Raw genomic sequence first — 17,184 nt, 5'->3', positions numbered from 1 at the left:
AGGCCGACCAGGGAATGGTCCCTGCACCAGGCCAACAAGGAGAACTCAAATGAACAAATGGCGTTTACTTCCCACTGCCTCCGCCGTGGCGGCGGCAGTCATGGCCACCCAGGCCATGGCGGTGGATTTTAGTGGCTATGCCCGTTCCGGTATCGGCTGGACCAGCGGCGGCGGTGATCAAGAGTGCTTCGCCGCCACCGGTGCCGCTGCCAAGTACCGCCTCGGCAACGAGTGCGAAACCTACGCCGAACTGAAGCTGGGCAAGGAATTGTGGGCCGAGGGTGGCAAGAGCTTCTACTTCGACACCAACCTGGCCTACGCCATTTCTCAGCAGAACGACTGGGAACAGGTCGAGCCTGCCTTCCGAGAGGTCAACGTCCAGGCCCGCAACGTCTTCGACGCCCTGCCGGGCGCCACCCTGTGGGCGGGCAAGCGCTTCTATCAGCGTCATGACGTGCACATGCTCGATTTCTACTACTGGGATATCTCCGGCCCCGGCGCCGGCCTGGAAAACGTCGACCTCGGCTTCGGCAAGCTGTCGCTGGCGGTCACCCGCAACACCGAGGAAGGCGGCGCCGCCGGCTTCGGGAGCGATGACAATGCCTACAACAACGTCTTCGATATCCGCCTGGCCGGCCTGCAGACCAACCAAGACGGCAACCTGGAACTGGGCCTGGACTACGGTCGCGCCGGCACCAAACACGATGCCTCTCTGCATCCGGACGCCACCAAGGACGGCTACATGCTTACCGCCCAGCACACCCAGGGCAACTTCTTCGGCGGCTTCAACAAGTTCGTGGCGCAATACGCCACCGATTCCATGACCTCCTGGAATTCAGGCCACTCACAAGGTGCCAGCACCAGCAACCACGGCAACATGCTACGCCTGATCAACCACGGTGTGGTACAGCCCGCCAGCGACTGGGAGCTGATGTACGTGGCCCTGTACCAGGATATCGATCTGGACAACAACAACGGCAGCACTTGGTACTCGGCGGGCGTGCGCCCCATGTACAAGTGGAGCAACACCATGAGCACCCTGCTCGAGCTGGGCTATGACAACGTCAAGGACCAGGCCAGCGGCAAGCGCAACGATCAGATGAAATACACCCTGGCCCAGCAGTGGCAGGCCGGCGACAGCATCTGGGCCCGCCCGGCCATCCGCCTGTTCGCCACCTACGCCGACTGGAACGACAAGTGGGGGGACCGCGCCGGCACCCCGGAGGCGAACGACGGCGAAGTGACCTTCGGCGTGCAGATGGAAGCCTGGTGGTAATGGCCCGGGCCGGCCTCGGGGCCGGCCTGTTCGGCGATTGGCCGGGTTTTATTCCGCTTTGCCGTAGCGGGAAATTCCTGCCCCTGTTACTCCGTCGTCACTCCCGCGAAGGCGGGAGTCCATGAAGGCAGGCACTGGATGCCCGCCTTCGCGGGCATGACCACAGCACAAAGGAGCACCTTTATGAACAAGACCCTGACGGCACTGTGCCTGTTCGGCACCATGCTGGCCGTCCAGCCCCCGGCAACGGCCGACGGACGCCAGGAAGTGCCTGCCATCGGCCAGCAGCAGCTTGCCGCCCTGCAATGGCAGCCACTGAACCCACCGGTCACCGAAACCCTCGTGCTCGATGACGCCGGCCCCCGGCTCGACACCGGACTGGGCGAAGGGCCGGTCGCGGCCTTCACCCTGCCCGCCGACCGGGGCACCCTGGAGCTCACCCTGCACAGCCTGGTGAACGAGCACAATCAGGTCTTCGCCCCCAATGTGCTGGTGCTGGATGAACAGCTGCGGCCCGCCGCCTTCTATCCCGCCGACGCCTTTCCCTTCGCCTCCGGCCGGCTGCTGCTGGACAACCGGCTGGCAGGCAGCATCAGGTTGACGCCCATGCCGGGGCAACAACGGATCCATATACTGGTGTTCACCCGGAGCGAAGACCTGGCCCGCCATACCATGATGCCCCACCCGGCCAAGGTGCATGCCCAGGCCATCGGCAACCAGCCGCCGGCCATCCCGGATGTGCGGGTGTCCCATCAGCCCCAGGGCAAGCTGCAACTGAAGGTGGCGGCCGAGCAGAAGCAGGGTGCCGTGGTCATAGGTCCGCAGCCGCTGGCGGCAACAGCAGCCAGTCCGGCCGCAGCGCCCCAGCCCGAAACCGAAGCCTACTTTACCCAGGCCATCCGCGCCGCCGCCGGCCAGGGGGATATCGACAAGGCCCTGCGCCTAATGGAGGAAGCAGAACGGCTGGGCATCGATGCCGCCCGCCGCACCTTTGTGGAGGCGGTGAAATAACCCGTCTGTCCGCTAAGTTCCTTGTGTTTGGGTGTGCATAGCACACCCTTTTTTTCACCCATCCCTGCACCGTCACCCGTCCCCGAGCACAAAAACTGTGATCGGACACGGTTAAATGAGGCCTGCGGTTGTGCTCCGTACCACCCCGGGCAGGATATTGGTAGACTATTCCGAACGAACACCAGGGAAGACAAAGACTTCGCCATGCTGATCCCGTCCAAACTGAACCGGCCGTCACGGCTGCACCACACCCTGCTGCGCCCGCGGCTGCTGGCCTTGCTGGGCCAGGCCGAACATTATCCGCTGCTCCTGCTGCACTGCCCGGCCGGCTACGGCAAAACCACCCTGGCGGCCCAATGGACCACCGATCACGAACACCTGGGCTGGTATTCCCTGGACGACAGCGACAATGACCCCCAGCGCTTCGGCCACTATCTGATCGCCGCCCTGGCCCGAGCCACCGGCCAGGCCTGCCCCAAAACCCTGTCCATGGCCGAAAAACGCCAGTTCAGCAGGCTCAGCACCCTGTTCGGCCAGCTGTTCGAGGAACTGGCCGGCTGGCACACCCCAACCCGGCTGGTGCTGGACGATTATCACCTGATCCGGGAAGAACAGATCCACGATGGATTGCGCTTTTTCCTCCGCCATATGCCCGAGTCTCTCAGCCTGCTGGTAGCCTCCCGCACGCTACCGCCACTCGGCATCGCCAATCTGCGGGTACGGGGGCAACTGTTCGAAATAGACAGCAGGGAACTGGCCTTCAACCACCAGGAAACCGGCCAGTTTTTCCGGCAGCGGCTGGATAAGCCCCTGGCCGAGGCCGACTCGGCCCGGTTATGCGACGATGTCGAAGGCTGGCCCACCGCCCTGCAACTGATCGCCCTCTCTTCTCGCCAGGGCCACCTCGAACCCCGGCAGTCGGCCCAGCGCCTGGCCGGACTCAACCAGGCGCACCTGCGGGATTACCTGGAAGAAGAGGTACTGGACAGAGTGGATCCGGCCACCCGCGATTTTCTGCTGCGCTGCTCGGCGCTGCGCTCGCTCAACGCGGCCCTGGCCAACCGGCTGACCGGCCGGGAAGACGGCCAGTTGTTGCTGGAGAACCTGGAGCGCCAGGGACTCTTCACCCAGCGTCTGGATGCGGAAGGGGTCTGGTTCCGTTTTCACCCCTTGTTCACCCAGTTTCTGTCCCACCAACGGGAATGCGAGCAGCCGGGGCTGGGCCCGCAGTTACACGGTATGGCGGCCCAAGCCTGGCTGGAGCAGGATTTTCCGGTGGAAGCGCTCTACCATTGCCTGGCCGCCGACGATCCCGCCCTGTTGCAGCAATTGTTGCTGGAACACGGCTGGCCGCTGTTCCACGGCGGAGAGCTGAGGCTGCTGGAGCACAGCCTCGACCGGTTGCCCGAAAGCCGGCTGCTGCTGACCCCCAGCCTGGTGCTGCTGCGCGCCTGGCTGGCCCAAAGCCAGCATCGTTACCCGGAAGTGGAACAACAGCTCGGCCGTGCCGAACAGGCGATGGCGGTCGAAGGACTGACGCTGAGCCCCGGTGACCAGGGCGAGTTCCAGGCACTGCGTGCCCAGGTGGCGATCAACGCCGGCCAGCCCCGCCAGGCCCTGGCCCTGGCGGAGGAAGCCCTTGCCCAGTTGCCGGCCGATCGCAGCCACAGCCGGGTGGTGGCCACCACCGTCACCGGCGAGGTCTACCACTGCCTGGGACAACTGACCCGGGCCCTGCCGGTCATGCAGCAATGCGAGGCCATGGCCCGCCGCTACGGCATCTACCACCAGGCCCTGTGGGCCATGCTGCAGCAGAGCGAAATACTGCTGGCCCAGGGCTACCTGCAGGCCGCCTTCGAAATACAGGACAGGGCCTTTGAACTGGTGCAGGAGCAGCACCTGCAGCAGGTGCCGCTGCATGAGTTTCTGCTGTATCTGCGCTCCCGGGTGCTGTGGAGCTGGCATCGCCTGGACGAAGCGGAAAGCGCCGCCCGCAAAGGGCTGGAGGTGCTGGAAGATCTCTCGCCCCAGCAGCAGCTCAAGTGCAGGACCATGCTGGTGAAGATCTCCCTGGTGCGCGGCGACGTAGACAACGCCCGGGTACACCTCCAGCACTGCGAACAGCTGCTGCGGGGGGGGCATTTCCATATGGACTGGGTGGCCAGCGTGGATCAGACCCGGCTGCTGCTGTGGCAACTGGTGGGCGACGAGGTCGCCATCCGCCAGTGGCTGGCCGAGGCCCAGGCTCCGGAAGGCGACGCCAACCACTTTCAGCAGGCCCAGTGGCGCAACCTGGTCCGGGCCCAGATGCTGGCCGGCGACCCCGACACCGCCCTGGAACTGCTGCAGCAGCGCAACGACACCGCCCGCCGGCTGCAATTGGTGAGCGATCTCAACCGCAACCTTATCCTGCAGGCCCACCTGCACCTGCGCCGGCACGAAACCGACGAGGCGCGCCAGTGCCTGCTGGAAGCCCTGACCCTGGCCAACCGCACCGGTTTCATCAGCCACTTTATTCTGGAAGGGGAAGCCCTGGCCCAGTTGCTGCACCAGGCCGCCAGCCAGGCCTCCCTGGACGACATGACCCGGCACCGGGCCCAGCGGTTGCTGAAGGAGTTGAGCCAGCATCAGCACCGGCACCGTTCGGCCCATTTCGACGAGGCCTTCGTGGAGAAACTGCTGACCCACCCCCAGGTGCCCGAACTGGTGCGCACCAGCCCGCTGACCCAGCGGGAGTGGCAGGTGCTGGGATTGATCTACGCCGGTTACAATAACGAACAGATCGCCGCCGAGCTGGACGTGGCCGCCACCACCATCAAGACCCATATCCGCAACCTCTATCAGAAGCTCGGCATCAACCACCGCCAGGAGGCGATAGCCCAGGCCAAGAGCCTGCTGGAACTGATGGGATACTGAGCACCGGGCCGTTGTCAGCCATCTGAAGCCGATCAGCGACCGACTGTCTCTTTATCCGAGGAGACCAGAGCACCGGTCTCCGTTTTTCTTACTTCAGTTTCCACAGGGTCATTTCCGCCAGGCTATGCTGGAACTTGCGACGGGTTTCACGGATCACGAAGGGAATGTCTTCCTGGCCCACCAGCTCGAAACGCCCGCCCAGTAACGCCTTAAGACCGTCCAGGGTGGTGAAGTTCTCGCCGTTGACCTTGATGCCGCCCAGCCACTTGGCCTTGGGGGTGTAGTCCTCCAGCCAGGTGTAGGGCGAGGTCAGCACCAGGTAGCCACCGGGGTTGAGCCGCTCGTGCACCTGGCCGAGGAACAGGCTGGGATCGTAGAGCCGGTCAATCAGGTTGCCACAGAAGACGAGATCGTAGCCGCCGAAACGGGCTTTCAGGTTACAGGCATCGCCCTGCACGAACTCCACCTTGTGGGCCACCTCGGCGTAGCCCAGGACGTGCAGGCTGGTCTCTTTGAATTCCACCAGTTCGCCCTCGGTGGGAATGGCGAAGCGGGTCTGGCCGCTCTCCTTCAACTGGAAGCCGTGCTGGATAAAACGGGCGGAAAAGTCGATGCCATCCACCGCCCCGAAGTGCAGCGCCAGCTCGAAGCTGGCCCGGCCCACCGAGCAACCCAGATCCAGCGCCCTGCCCTTGTTGAGCCCGGGCAGACGCGCCAGCAGGGTGCGCACGCAGGCCACCGGATAGTTGGCCACGCCGAAGTATTCGGCCCCGTAGTGGAACTCCAGGTACTGGGCCACCAGTTCGTCGGTTTCATAGGTATTCACGGGTTCCACGGGCACCTCTGCATAGTCTGATTCGATATAACGAAAGCCGGCATGCTGGAAGAAATGCCGGCGGAAAGCATAGCGGGAATAACGGGTGGCCTCGTTGCCGGTCGAGATCCAGGAGCCCCCCTTGAACAGGTTGTGACGGTTGTCGAAGGTGGGGGTGGAGAAGTCGTCATACAGTGGATGCACCTCGAAGCCGGGAAAGCCATCGATGGGGGTTTCGGTCCACTGCCAGACGTTGCCGATCACATCATGGATGCCGTCCACCGCAAAACGGTCCACCGGGCAGGAAGACGCGAAATGCTCCAGGTTGATGTTGCCCGGTGCCCGTGCCCAGCCGGGCTGGTCGGCGTCGAGCCGGTTGCGCAGCAGGGTCCATTCGGCCTCGGTGGGCAGCCGTATATGGCTGCCGTCCTGGGCCGCCTTCCAGTTGCAGAAGGCCTTGGCTTCCAGGTAGTTGACCTCCACCGGCCAGTTCAGCGGCAAAGGCACTTCCTGCAGCAGGTTGCGCTGGTAGTACTCGCCCTGGCGCTCGAGCCAGAAGCGGGGCATGGTGGCCCGGCTGAAGGCGAGCCACCGGCGGCCCTCCTCGGTCCAGTATTGAGGGCTTTGGTAGCCGCCGTCCTGCACAAAGCGCAGATATTCGTCGTTGGATACCAGGTAGCGGGACACCCGGAACGGCTGCACCGTCACCGTCTTGCTGCCGTACTCGTTGTCCCAGCCGTAGGTGGCGGCCGTGGCCGGCTTGCCCAGGGTCAGGGTGTCGCCGGCCACCGGCAGCAGGCCGTTTTCCGGCGCCGGACCCGACTCGGGACAGGCCGAAGACCAGAACGGGTGGGGTTGCAACCAGTCCAGCGGCAGCATGCGCATGATCACCGAGGAAGTTTCCAGGTGGATACGCTCATGTTCTATGCCCATCAGCACTATCCAGGCCGGGGAGTCGGGGGTGATCGGCAGGCCGAGCGGCATCTCGCCGATAAAGGCATCCACCCGCTCTCGTACCCGCCGGCGATAGGCCCGGGTGTCGGTCACCGAGGGCCAGTCGTAGTTCGCCTCGTTCAGATCGTCCCAGGACATTTCGTCCACGCCGATGGCGAACATGGACTCCAGCCTCTCGTCCAGGCGCCGGTCCAGGTACTTGCCCAGCACCAGCTTGTTGATAAAGAACACCGCCGTGTGGCCGAAATAGAAGATAAGCGGGTGGCGCAGCGGCTCCGGCCGCGGGTAATAGGCGTCATCGTCGGTGATGCAATCGAACAGGGATTCGTACAGACTGAAGGTCCGGTGAAAATAGGTCCTGACCTCTTCCCGCTTTCGCTCCACCGAGTCCCCGGTCAGTAGAATGGTTCTGGTGACTGCCTCTGCAAGTAGTTCCATGGAAGATCCCCGACAAGGTGTTTTTGCTTTACGTTACCCGGTTAGCCGGGCGATGAGAAGCAAAAGCCCCGTTGTTTTCCGGCCAGGTTCATTCCCCCCACCGGGTAAGCCGTGCCATGGCCGCACCATCGGGCCCGGCCAGGCCGTCACCGGCCACCGGAGGCTGCACCCAGAAGCGAAGGCTGTGCGCCGCCACCAGGTGAGATCCGCCTTCGTCCGACAGCTCGATACCCGGCCTGGCACTGTCCAGTGCCAGACGCCAGGGGGTACGACCGGGCAGGCGATGATACTCGGCCCGGTCACCGCGATTGAGTTGCCACAGCACCGAGCCCAAGCTGGGTTCGGAAATCAGCAGTTGCAGGCTGCGCAGCCCCGGCTCTCGCCGCTCCACTTCTTCCATGGCTTCACCGTCTGGACGCAGCCAGTGCATATCCGGATAGGAGGTCTGGGGAGAAGCATAACTCATGCGTTGCTGCAGCGGGATGATCCACTGCCGGCGCAAGGCGGCCAGCCGGGAAATAACGGTACGTAGCCGCCCCTCGGGATCCGCTCCCCAGTCCAGCCAGCCGACGACATTGTCCTGATCGTAGGCATTGACGTTGCCGCGCTGGCTGTGCGCGGCCAGATCCGAACCCAGCAGGTGCGGTACCCCAAAGGACAGCAGCAGGCAGGCCAGCAGGTTGCATTGTCGCCGGAACGCCACGACGTCGTCCCCGGCGGCCTGTCCCTGCCCGCCCCGGCCAGGGCCGCCGACCAGATCCACCAGGGTGGGGCCGTCGTGGCTGCAGATATAATTCACAGGCAGGAGTGCCGGCCAGCGCTGTTCGCTGAACCGACCACGCGACCCGGTCAGACAGTGGGCGAGCTCCGCCGGCGCTACCTTGTCCCCGCGCCAAAAGCCGGTAATGCCGTCGCGGAAACGGTCATTGCCTTCGGCGAAATCATCGGGAAAGCGCCCCGACTGGTCACCGTGGGGGCCCCTGTCCCGGGGTTCGGCGATCAGCTTGCAACGCTGCAGCACCGGATCCTGCGCCAGCGCCCGGAAAAAGGGCGAAGACTCGGCGAAGTGCTCCCCCTCCCGTCCCAGCGTGGTCGCCATACCGATGCGAAAGCCGTCAACCCGGAATTCCTCCGCCCAGAACCGCAGGCAGTCCATCACCTGGCGCAGGGCGGCGGGGTGGCGCAGATCCACCGTATTACCACAACCGCTGTAGTTGGCGAGCAGGCCATCCTGATCGCGCAGGTAATAGTCGGGACAGAGGTGTTTCCAGTGCCATACCGGCCCCTCTTCCCCGCCTTCGGCGGTATGGCCGAGTACCAGATCCAGGATCACCTCGATGCCGGCACGGTGCAGCTCGCGCACCAGGGTCTTGAACTCATTCACCGGATCCTGCCGGGCGTAACGCCGGCTGGGTGAAAAGGGCGCCAGCGGGTTATAGCCCCAGTAATTGGTCAGGCCAAGCGGCGGCAGTTCGGGCTCGTCCCGCCATTCCGCCACCGGCATCAGCTGCACCGCCGTGATGCCGGTCTCTTTCAGCTGCCTGATCACTCCGGGATGACAAAGGCCGGCGTAGCGACCCCGCTGCTCGATCGGCACGGCCGGATGACGATGTGTAAAACCCTTGACGTGCACTTCTGCAATCACCGTCTCGTGCCAGTCGTGCCGGGGGGAGCCAACCCCTTGCCAGTCGAAGCCGGCGTCGTAGGGATGGGCGAAAAACGGCAACTCCGACAGCTGGGTGGCATAGGGATCGAGCAGGTAGCGGGGCCGGCTGCCTCGCCCGCTCTGGTAGCAGTATCGCCAGTGCCGGTCCACTCCGGGCACGAACAGATGACGGACGCCCTTGTGGCAGTCGGTCAGCGGCAGCCAGAAGCGGTGCTTCTGCGGGTTTTCCAGCACCAGACGCAGGCTGGGGTCGTCCGGAGCGTAGACGGCAAAATTCACCCCATCCCCACCACAGCGGGCTCCGAGGGGAAAGGGCAATCCCGGGCGGCAGGACAATAACAGGGGCATAGGCTCTCCTTAGCCTGAACATACAAACAACAGACACGCCCGGCACCACCGGGCGAAAAACAGGGATCCTGAGAACAGCATAGCGCCTGACGGTTCCCCGCCGCCGGATGGCGACAGGGAACCGTCGGGACCTTCCCGACCTCGGCTAGCCCTTGACGCCGCCGTCGGACAGGCCGGACACCAGGTAGCGCTGGGCCAGCAGGAACATCAGGGTGATCGGCAGCCCCGACAGTATGGCGGCGGCGGCGAAGTCGCCCCACAGGTACTTGTGATCCACCAGGTACTGGCGCGCACCCACCGCCAGGGTCATCTGCTCGGTCTTGCGCAGCAGTACCGAGGCCAGGGGGTAATCGGTGACGGTGCCGATAAAGGCCAGCACGAACACCACCGCCAGTATGGGCACCGCCAGCGGCAGGAACACATGGCGGAAGGTCTGCCAGGGGGTAGCACCGTCGATCTGGGTGGCCTTGTCCAGGGCCGGATCGATGGCGTCGAAATAACCCTTGATGATCCAGATGTTCATGGTCACCCCGCTCAGGTAGCAGAGGATCAGCGACCAGTGGCTGTCGATGCCGAGGATGGGCGTCACCTTGCCCAGGGCGTCGAAGATGGCGTAGAGCGCCACCACCGCCAGGGCACTGGGAAACATCTGGATCAGCAGCAGCGAATCCAGCAGGCCGCCCTTGCCGCGGAACTTCATCCGCGAGAAGGAATAGGCCGCGATGGTGGACACCGCCAGCACCCCCAGGGAGGCGATGGTGCCGACCTTGACCGAGTTCCACAGCCACAGCAACACCGGAAAGGGCGGCGTCACCCGGGTGCCGTCGGGCCGCACATAGTCCAGCCCCAGGGCCAGCGCCCAGTGCTCCAGGGTGGGGTTTTCGGGAAAGATGCTGCCGGTGGCGAAGTTGCCCTCCCGGAAGGAAATGGACAGTATCATCACGAACGGAAACAGGATCAGCAGCAGGAAAATCCACAGGAAGCCGTGGGCCAGGATTTTACGCAGCAGCAGGTTGCGCGGATATTCGACGATCATGTTATTTCCCCTTGGCGGCCACGGCACGGCGCAGTGCCACGAAGTTGGCATAGGCCATGGCCCCGACGATAGCGAAGATCAGGGTGGCGATGGCACCGGCCAGGCCGAAGTTCTGGCCCGAGTCCATAAAGCTGATGCGATAGGTAAAGGACGCCAGCAGATCGGTGGAGCCGGCCGGGATCAGGGTGCCCGGAATGTCCGGCAGGCCCCGGGTGAGCAGCAGGATCAGCACCAGGTTGTTGAAGTTGAAGGCGAAGGCCGAGATCAGCATGGGCGCGAAGGGCGGCAAAATCTGCGGCAGGGTGATGGAGAAGAAGCTGCGCACCGGGCTGGCTCCTTCCAGGGCCGCGGCCTTGGCGTGATCGCCGGGCACCGACTGCAGGTAACCCATGGCCAGCAGCATCATGTAGGGATAGCCCAGCCAGGTGTTGACGATAATGGTCATGGCGCGGGCCAGGGTCGGGTTGGTGAACCACTCGGGCCGGATGCCGAACACCGCCTCCAGGATCATGTTGATTTCGCCGAAGTTCTGGTTGAACAGGCCGCGGAACACCAGGATGGAAATAAAGCCCGGCACCGCATAGGGCAAAATCAGCAGGATGCGGTACAGGCCGCGAAAGCGCAGGTGCTCCCACTGCAGTATCACCGCCAGCAGCACCCCTACCCCGAAGGTGAACAGCACCGACAGCAGGGCGAAGGCGACCGTCCAGATAAAGATTTCCAGCATGGGGCCGCGGATGCCCTCGGAGAACAGGATGCGCTTGAAGTTGTCCAGGCCCACGTTGACCCGCCAGCCGGGGGCCACCTGGTTGCCCGCTTCGTCCCGGTAGAAGCCCACCGAGTGATCCGCCACCAGTATGCCGCCGTCGAGCCGGTTGCGCAGCCGGCCGTCCTCGAGTTCTTCGAACACGGGCTGGACATGGGCCATGGTGCGGATACCGGAGGTGGTCAGGCGCTGGCCGTCGGGCAGCAGGGCGGTGATGGCGCCCAGCTCGCCGCGCAGGCGCACCAGGTCGCGGGCCGGCAGAAAGGCGTCGGCCCGCGCCGCCAGTTCCCCGCTTGCCTGCATCGGCAACCGCTGGGGCTGGCCATCGGCGACGAAGGGGTCGCTTATCAGATCGCCGTCGGCACCACGCAGCACCAGCCGGTAACCGCCCTCGACCGGCAGCAGGAAGAAGGGCCGCTCGCTGCTCTTGTCCACCGTGACCTGGGACAGGTGAATGTCGTTGACCCGGTGGAAAGACAGCAGGTTGCTGGCGCTGTAGTTGGTGAAGCCGACGTAGCTGGTGTAGATCACCGGAAAGGCGATGAACAGCCCCACCGTCACCACCGCCGGAAACACGAAGCGGGCGGTGTAGAAACGCCGGTTGCCGTAGATCAGGGCAAAGCCCACCAGCACCGCCATCACCAGCACCGCGAACAGCGGCTCGCCGGCCAGGTACAGGCTCCACACCGCGTACAGCAGTGCCAGCGACACCACCCCGAGAACACTCAATTTGACCATGTTGGCCAGGGACCACCGCGACGGCTTCTCAACCCCCATCACCGGTTCCGCACAGACCGTCGGCGAACTCATGCCAGCCTCCAAAAATACATTGTGATCGTTGCTACAGGCTGCCGGCACCCAAGGTGCCGGCATGGCCATTATTTCGCCAGCATCCGGGTGGCGGCGTCATCCAGCGCCTTCTCCACCGTCTGCTGGCCGCCGGTGATGTTCTGCAGCGCCGGGTTCATCGCCGCCCAGAACTTGCCGGTTTCGGGAATGCCGGGCATGGGCACGCCCTGGGCCGCGATCTGCTGGGTGGCCGCCACGTTCGGATCCCGGGACAACACTTGTGAGTAGGCCTTGTGCGCCACCGCACCCAGGGCCACCGCCTCGTTCAGCCCGGCCAGGCCGGCTTCGGTCAGCAGGTAGTTCTCGATGAATTCCACCGCCAGATCCTTGTTCGGGCTGGCGGCGTTGATGCCGGCGGAGATCACCCCGATAAAGGATCTGGGCGACTGGCCCTCGATGGTGGGCAGGGGCGCCACGCCGAAGTTGATGCCGGTGGCCTTGAGGTTGTCCCAGGCCCAGGGGCCGTTGATCATCATGGCCAGTTCGCCCTTGTTGAAGGCGGTGTCCATCACGTTGTAATCGGCCCCGACCGGCATCACTTTTTCGTCGATCAGCCGCTTGATCATCCTGGCGCCCTTGACCGCGCCCTCGTTGTTGACGCCCACGTCGCGCGCATCGTAGACCCCGCCTTCCTGCTTGAACACATAGCCGCCGTTGGCCATCAGCAGCGGCATGGAGAAGTAGGCATTGTTGTAGTCCCACATGATGGCCTTGACGCCATCGGCCAGCTTGAGATCGAAAATCTGCTCGAAGGAGCTCGGCGGCTCGGGCAACAGATCCTTGTTGTAGATAAGGCCCACCGCCTCGATGGAAAGCGGATAACCCCAGATGCGGCCGTCGAGGGTCAGGGCGTCCCAGCTGAAGTCGAACATCCGCTCCCTGATCTCCTGGCTCGGCTCCACCGGCGTGAGCAGGCCGCCGGCGCCCCATTCGCCGAAGCGGTCGTGGGCCCAGAGGATGATGTCCGGCCCCTGGCCGTTGGCGGCGGACTGCTGGAACTTGTCGGTCACCGGCTCGGGATGTTCCACCACCACCTCGATACCCAGTTCCTCGGTGAACTGCTGGGCCACGGCGACCACGCCCCTGTTGGTGCTGCCGCTCCAGATCACCAGCTTGTCCTGTTCAAAGGCCAGCGCCGAGCTGGACATCACCCCGGCAATCAGACCGGCCAGCAAATTGATCTTAAACTTCATCATGGTTGTACCTTCCTATCATGTTTTATCCAGACTCCTGCCTGGCGGACCGATGACAATGCGCGCCAGCCTCTGGGGGGAGAAACGGCGGACGATCAAATTTAAAGCGCTTTCAACCATAGATGCAAGGCAGAACCATCAGCATGCCACCATAGTGTGATCTGACGCAACATTTCAAGAGAACAACAACCGAACCCTTAAAAATGAAACATAAATCACACAAAAAGCCCAATATGCGTTATTAATTTTCAAAAAAGAAAACTGAAAACAACAAAATTAAGGACTCATGCTCTCTCCCTCCCGAAAAAATGAGGCGCGCGTCACAAGTCATGGATCTGGCGGTTGCTTCCACGCCCGGTTAAGCTAATTTCAAAGCGTTTTAAATTTTAAGGAAGCAAGGTGCCCTGGCGACAATTCCGCTGCCGGAGTCACGCGGCGGGCGTCCTCATAATGGAGCAACAGATGGTGAACACAGCAACCCAACAGGAGCAGGCCCACAAGGTACTGTCGATCAATGCCCTGATTAAAAGCTACGGCGGGACCGACATCCTCAAATCAGTGTCGGTGGATATGAAAGAAGGGGACTTCCTGGTGCTGGTCGGCCCCTCGGGCTGCGGCAAATCCACCCTGCTCAACTGCATTGCCGGCCTGGAAGAGACCACCGGCGGCCAGATCCTGATCGACGGCCGCGACGTGACCCGGGTACCGCCCCGGGATCGGGATATCGCCATGGTGTTCCAGTCCTATGCCCTCTATCCCACCATGACGGTGGCGGAAAACATCGCCTTCGGCATGAAAATCCGCAAGGTTCCGAAGGAAGAGCAGCAGCGCAAGACCCGGGAGGTGGCGCAAATGCTGCAAATCGATCACCTGCTCGATCGCAAGCCATCGCAGCTCAGTGGCGGCCAGCGGCAACGGGTGGCCATGGGCCGGGCACTGGTGCGGGAGCCGGTGCTGTTCCTGTTCGACGAGCCCCTCTCCAACCTGGATGCCAAGCTGCGGGTGGAGATGCGCGCCGAGATCCACCATCTGCACAAACAGACCAACGCTTCCATCGTCTATGTGACCCACGATCAGATAGAAGCCATGACCCTGGGCACCAAGATAGTGGTACTGCGCGACGGCCATATCCAGCAGGTGGGGACCCCACAGCAAATCTACGACGAACCGGCCAACATGTTCGTGGCCAACTTTATGGGCACCCCGCCGATGAACCTGCTGCCCGCCCGGGTCGAGCTCAGCGATGCCGGCGTCCTCCTCGAGGTGTGCGGTCCAAACGGCTTTACCCTGGTGGATAGTCGCGCCACCGAACGGCTGCGTGACTACCAGGACAAGGAAGTAGTGGTAGGCCTGCGTCCCGAGGCGCTGCATCCCTACCGCGAAGCGCGACACGATCACGCCATCCACCTGCCGGTAGCCAATGTCGAGTCCTCCGGCTCCGATACCTTTGTGCAACTGCAAGCCGGAGAGCACAGGCTCAACGCCCGCCTCGGTGGCCGGAGCCGCGTCGCGGAAGGCGAGCCGCTGGCCCTGGCCGCCGAGATGGATCATGTCTGCTATTTCGATCCCCAGACCGAACTACTGATCAAGTAACCTGAATCAACGAGGATTTTTATGCCCGGGCAACCCCCTACCTCCGTCACCCGCCACTGGTGGAAAGAAGCCGTGGCCTACCAGATCTACCCGCGCAGCTTTATGGACTCCAATGGCGACGGCATCGGCGATCTGAACGGCATCACCGCCAGGCTGGACTACCTCCAGGATCTCGGCATCGATGTGATCTGGATCTGTCCCATGTATCCGTCCCCCAACGACGACAACGGCTACGACATCAGTGACTACCAAGGCATAATGGCCGAGTTCGGCACCATGGCCGACTTCGACCGGCTGCTGGCCGAGGTGCACGCCCGTGGCATGAAGCTCATCCTCGACCTGGTGGTCAACCACAGCAGCGACGAGCACCCCTGGTTTATCGAGTCCCGCTCTTCCCGCGGCAACCCCAAGCGCGACTGGTATATCTGGCGCGACGGCAAAAATGGCGCCGAGCCCAACAACTGGGAGAGCATCTTCAAGGGTTCGGCCTGGGAATATGACCAGACCACAGAGCAATATTACCTGCATCTGTTTTCCCGCAAGCAGCCGGACCTGAACTGGGAAAACCCCGAGGTACGCGACGCCATCTACGAGATGGTACGCTGGTGGCTGGACAAGGGCATCGACGGTTTTCGCCTCGACGCCATCAGCCATATCAAGAAGGAAGCCGGCCTGAGCGACGTCCCTGCCCTGGAAGGCCAGGCCTATGGTGCCGCCTGGGACAAGATGATGAACGTCGACGGCATTATCGAGCACCTGGACGAGATGTGCCGGGAAACCTTCAACCGTTACGACGTCATGACGGTGGGCGAAGCCAACGGCGTATCACCGGCCCAGGCGGAAGACTGGATAGGCGAACGGCACCAGCGGCTGGACATGATCTTCGCCTTCGACCATGTGGGGCTGTGGGCGGAAGATGAGGCGGCGGGCCTGGACCTGTCACAGATCAAGCAGGCCTTCGGTCGCTGGCAGACGGGAGTGGAAGGTTTTGGCTGGAATGCGCTCTTCGTGGAGAACCATGACGTGCCCCGCATCATCTCCAAATGGGGTGACGCCGAGCACTATTGGTACCAGAGTGCCACCGCCATCGCCAGCCTCTATTTCCTGATGCAGGGTACGCCCTTTATCTACCAGGGTCAGGAAATCGGCATGACCAACACCACGTTCGGGAGCCTCGACGATTTCAACGACGTGGCCGCCAAAAACCAGTATGTCCAGATGAAGCAACAGGGCGTGGATGACGCCGAGATCATCCGGACCCTGTCGCAGACCAGCCGGGACAATGCCCGCACCCCCATGCAGTGGGACGCCGGCCCCGGGGCGGGCTTTACCACTGATCGCTCGTGGCTGGCGCTCAACCCGAATTTCGAAACCATCAACGTGGCGTCCCAGTGGCGCGACTCGGACTCGGTACTCGGTTTCTACCGCCAGTTGATCCGCCTGCGCAAGGCCGAGCCGGCCCTGATCTACGGCCGCTACCGGCTGGAGCTGGAATCCGACCCCCAGGTGTACGCCTACAGCCGCCTGCTCGACGGCCAGCACTGGCTGGTGCTGGTCAACCTGAGCGATCGCCCGGCGCAGCGGCGGCAGTTGCCCTGGCCGCTGCACCATGGGCGGCTGGCCCTGGCCAACTACCCGGTTGAGCCGCACCCGGCCGAAGACACCCTGGATCTGCGCCCCTTCGAAGCCCGGGTGTACCGGCTGAACGACTGATATCCCCTTCCTTAATACCGCCGGCATGGGACCCCATGCCGGCTCTCCTCCCGATATTGCCACCGCTATACCCGTTCGGCCAAACCGCCGTCCATTTGTAGGGGTCGAATTTATTCGACCGAACCCCGGCGCCGGTGGCGGGATTGGTCCGTTGAAACGGACCCTACGACCAAACCGGCGTCCATTTGTAGGGGTCGAATTTATTCGACCGAACCCCGGCGCCGTTGGCGAAATGGTCCGTTGAAACGGACCCTACGGCCAAACCGCCGTCCGTCGTAGGGTTGAATTTATTCGACCGAAACCGGCGCCGGTGGCGGGATTGGTCCGTTGAAACGGACCCTTGGCCAAACCGCCGTCCGCCGTAGGGTCGAATTTATTCGACCGAACCCCGGCGCCGTTGGCGAAATGGTGCGTTGAAACGGACCCTACGGCCAACCCGGCGTCCATTTGTAGGGGTCGAATTTATTCGACCGAACCCCGGCGCCGGTGGCGGGATTGGTCCGTTGATCATAAACGGACCCTTGTATGTTGAAGCGAGATGAACTGATAGAGTTAAAAACAGTTACCGGGGAGGCCGTTGGACCCTGGAGGCAGCATTCGCTGACCTCGCA

At 63.2% G+C, this 17,184-nt stretch carries 10 protein-coding genes; 5 read left to right on the top strand and 5 right to left on the bottom strand.

Annotated elements, in window-relative coordinates:
* Positions 1–49: 49 nt before the first annotated feature.
* The 3 genes from JKV55_RS17545 (at position 50) to malT (ending at position 5,203) form a co-directional block, all read left to right on the top strand.
* A complete protein-coding gene (locus JKV55_RS17545; RefSeq protein ID WP_202088171.1) occupies positions 50–1,276 on the top strand; it encodes a maltoporin in 1,227 nt (408 codons plus the stop codon).
* 183 nt (positions 1,277–1,459) lie between these two features.
* Positions 1,460–2,287, top strand: a complete 828-nt coding sequence (locus JKV55_RS17540) for a MalM family protein (RefSeq protein WP_202088170.1) — start codon at positions 1,460–1,462, stop codon at positions 2,285–2,287.
* A 204-nt stretch (positions 2,288–2,491) separates the two neighbouring features.
* A complete protein-coding gene (malT, locus tag JKV55_RS17535; protein WP_202088169.1) occupies positions 2,492–5,203 on the top strand; it encodes an HTH-type transcriptional regulator MalT in 2,712 nt (903 codons plus the stop codon).
* 88 nt (positions 5,204–5,291) lie between these two features.
* Here malT and ovoA read toward each other — a convergent pair whose 3' ends face one another.
* From ovoA to malE, 5 genes are all read right to left on the bottom strand, one after another.
* The gene (gene ovoA / locus JKV55_RS17530; protein WP_202088168.1) at positions 5,292–7,409 is read right to left on the bottom strand and encodes a 5-histidylcysteine sulfoxide synthase; all 2,118 of its coding nucleotides are present in this window, start codon (positions 7,407–7,409) and stop codon (positions 5,292–5,294) included.
* A gap of 88 nt (positions 7,410–7,497) precedes the next feature.
* Positions 7,498–9,423, bottom strand: coding sequence for a hypothetical protein (locus JKV55_RS17525; RefSeq protein ID WP_094040184.1), 1,926 nt, complete (start codon positions 9,421–9,423; stop codon positions 7,498–7,500).
* A 145-nt stretch (positions 9,424–9,568) separates the two neighbouring features.
* Positions 9,569–10,459, bottom strand: a complete 891-nt coding sequence (gene malG, locus JKV55_RS17520; RefSeq protein WP_202088167.1) for a maltose ABC transporter permease MalG — start codon at positions 10,457–10,459, stop codon at positions 9,569–9,571.
* A 1-nt stretch (position 10,460) separates the two neighbouring features.
* Complete coding sequence (gene malF / locus JKV55_RS17515; protein ID WP_202088166.1) at positions 10,461–12,035, bottom strand: maltose ABC transporter permease MalF; 1,575 nt, start codon at positions 12,033–12,035, stop codon at positions 10,461–10,463.
* Between the two features lie 68 nt (positions 12,036–12,103).
* On the bottom strand, positions 12,104–13,270 hold the full coding sequence (gene malE / locus JKV55_RS17510; RefSeq protein WP_202088165.1) for a maltose/maltodextrin ABC transporter substrate-binding protein MalE: 1,167 nt from the start codon (positions 13,268–13,270) through the stop codon (positions 12,104–12,106).
* A 459-nt stretch (positions 13,271–13,729) separates the two neighbouring features.
* On the opposite strand from malE, the gene JKV55_RS17505 reads away from it, so the two are divergent.
* Positions 13,730–14,860: an ABC transporter ATP-binding protein gene (locus JKV55_RS17505; RefSeq protein ID WP_202088164.1), complete on the top strand. Its 1,131-nt coding sequence runs from the start codon at positions 13,730–13,732 to the stop codon at positions 14,858–14,860.
* A 21-nt stretch (positions 14,861–14,881) separates the two neighbouring features.
* Positions 14,882–16,573, top strand: a complete 1,692-nt coding sequence (locus JKV55_RS17500) for a glycoside hydrolase family 13 protein (protein WP_202088163.1) — start codon at positions 14,882–14,884, stop codon at positions 16,571–16,573.
* The last annotated feature ends 611 nt before the right edge of the window (positions 16,574–17,184 follow it).

The organism is Zobellella iuensis, assembly GCF_016746085.1.
Lineage (GTDB): Bacteria > Pseudomonadota > Gammaproteobacteria > Enterobacterales > Aeromonadaceae > Oceanimonas > Oceanimonas iuensis.
The sequence above is the reverse complement of the archived record's forward strand: the minus strand, read 5'-3'. Positions and strand labels throughout refer to the sequence as shown.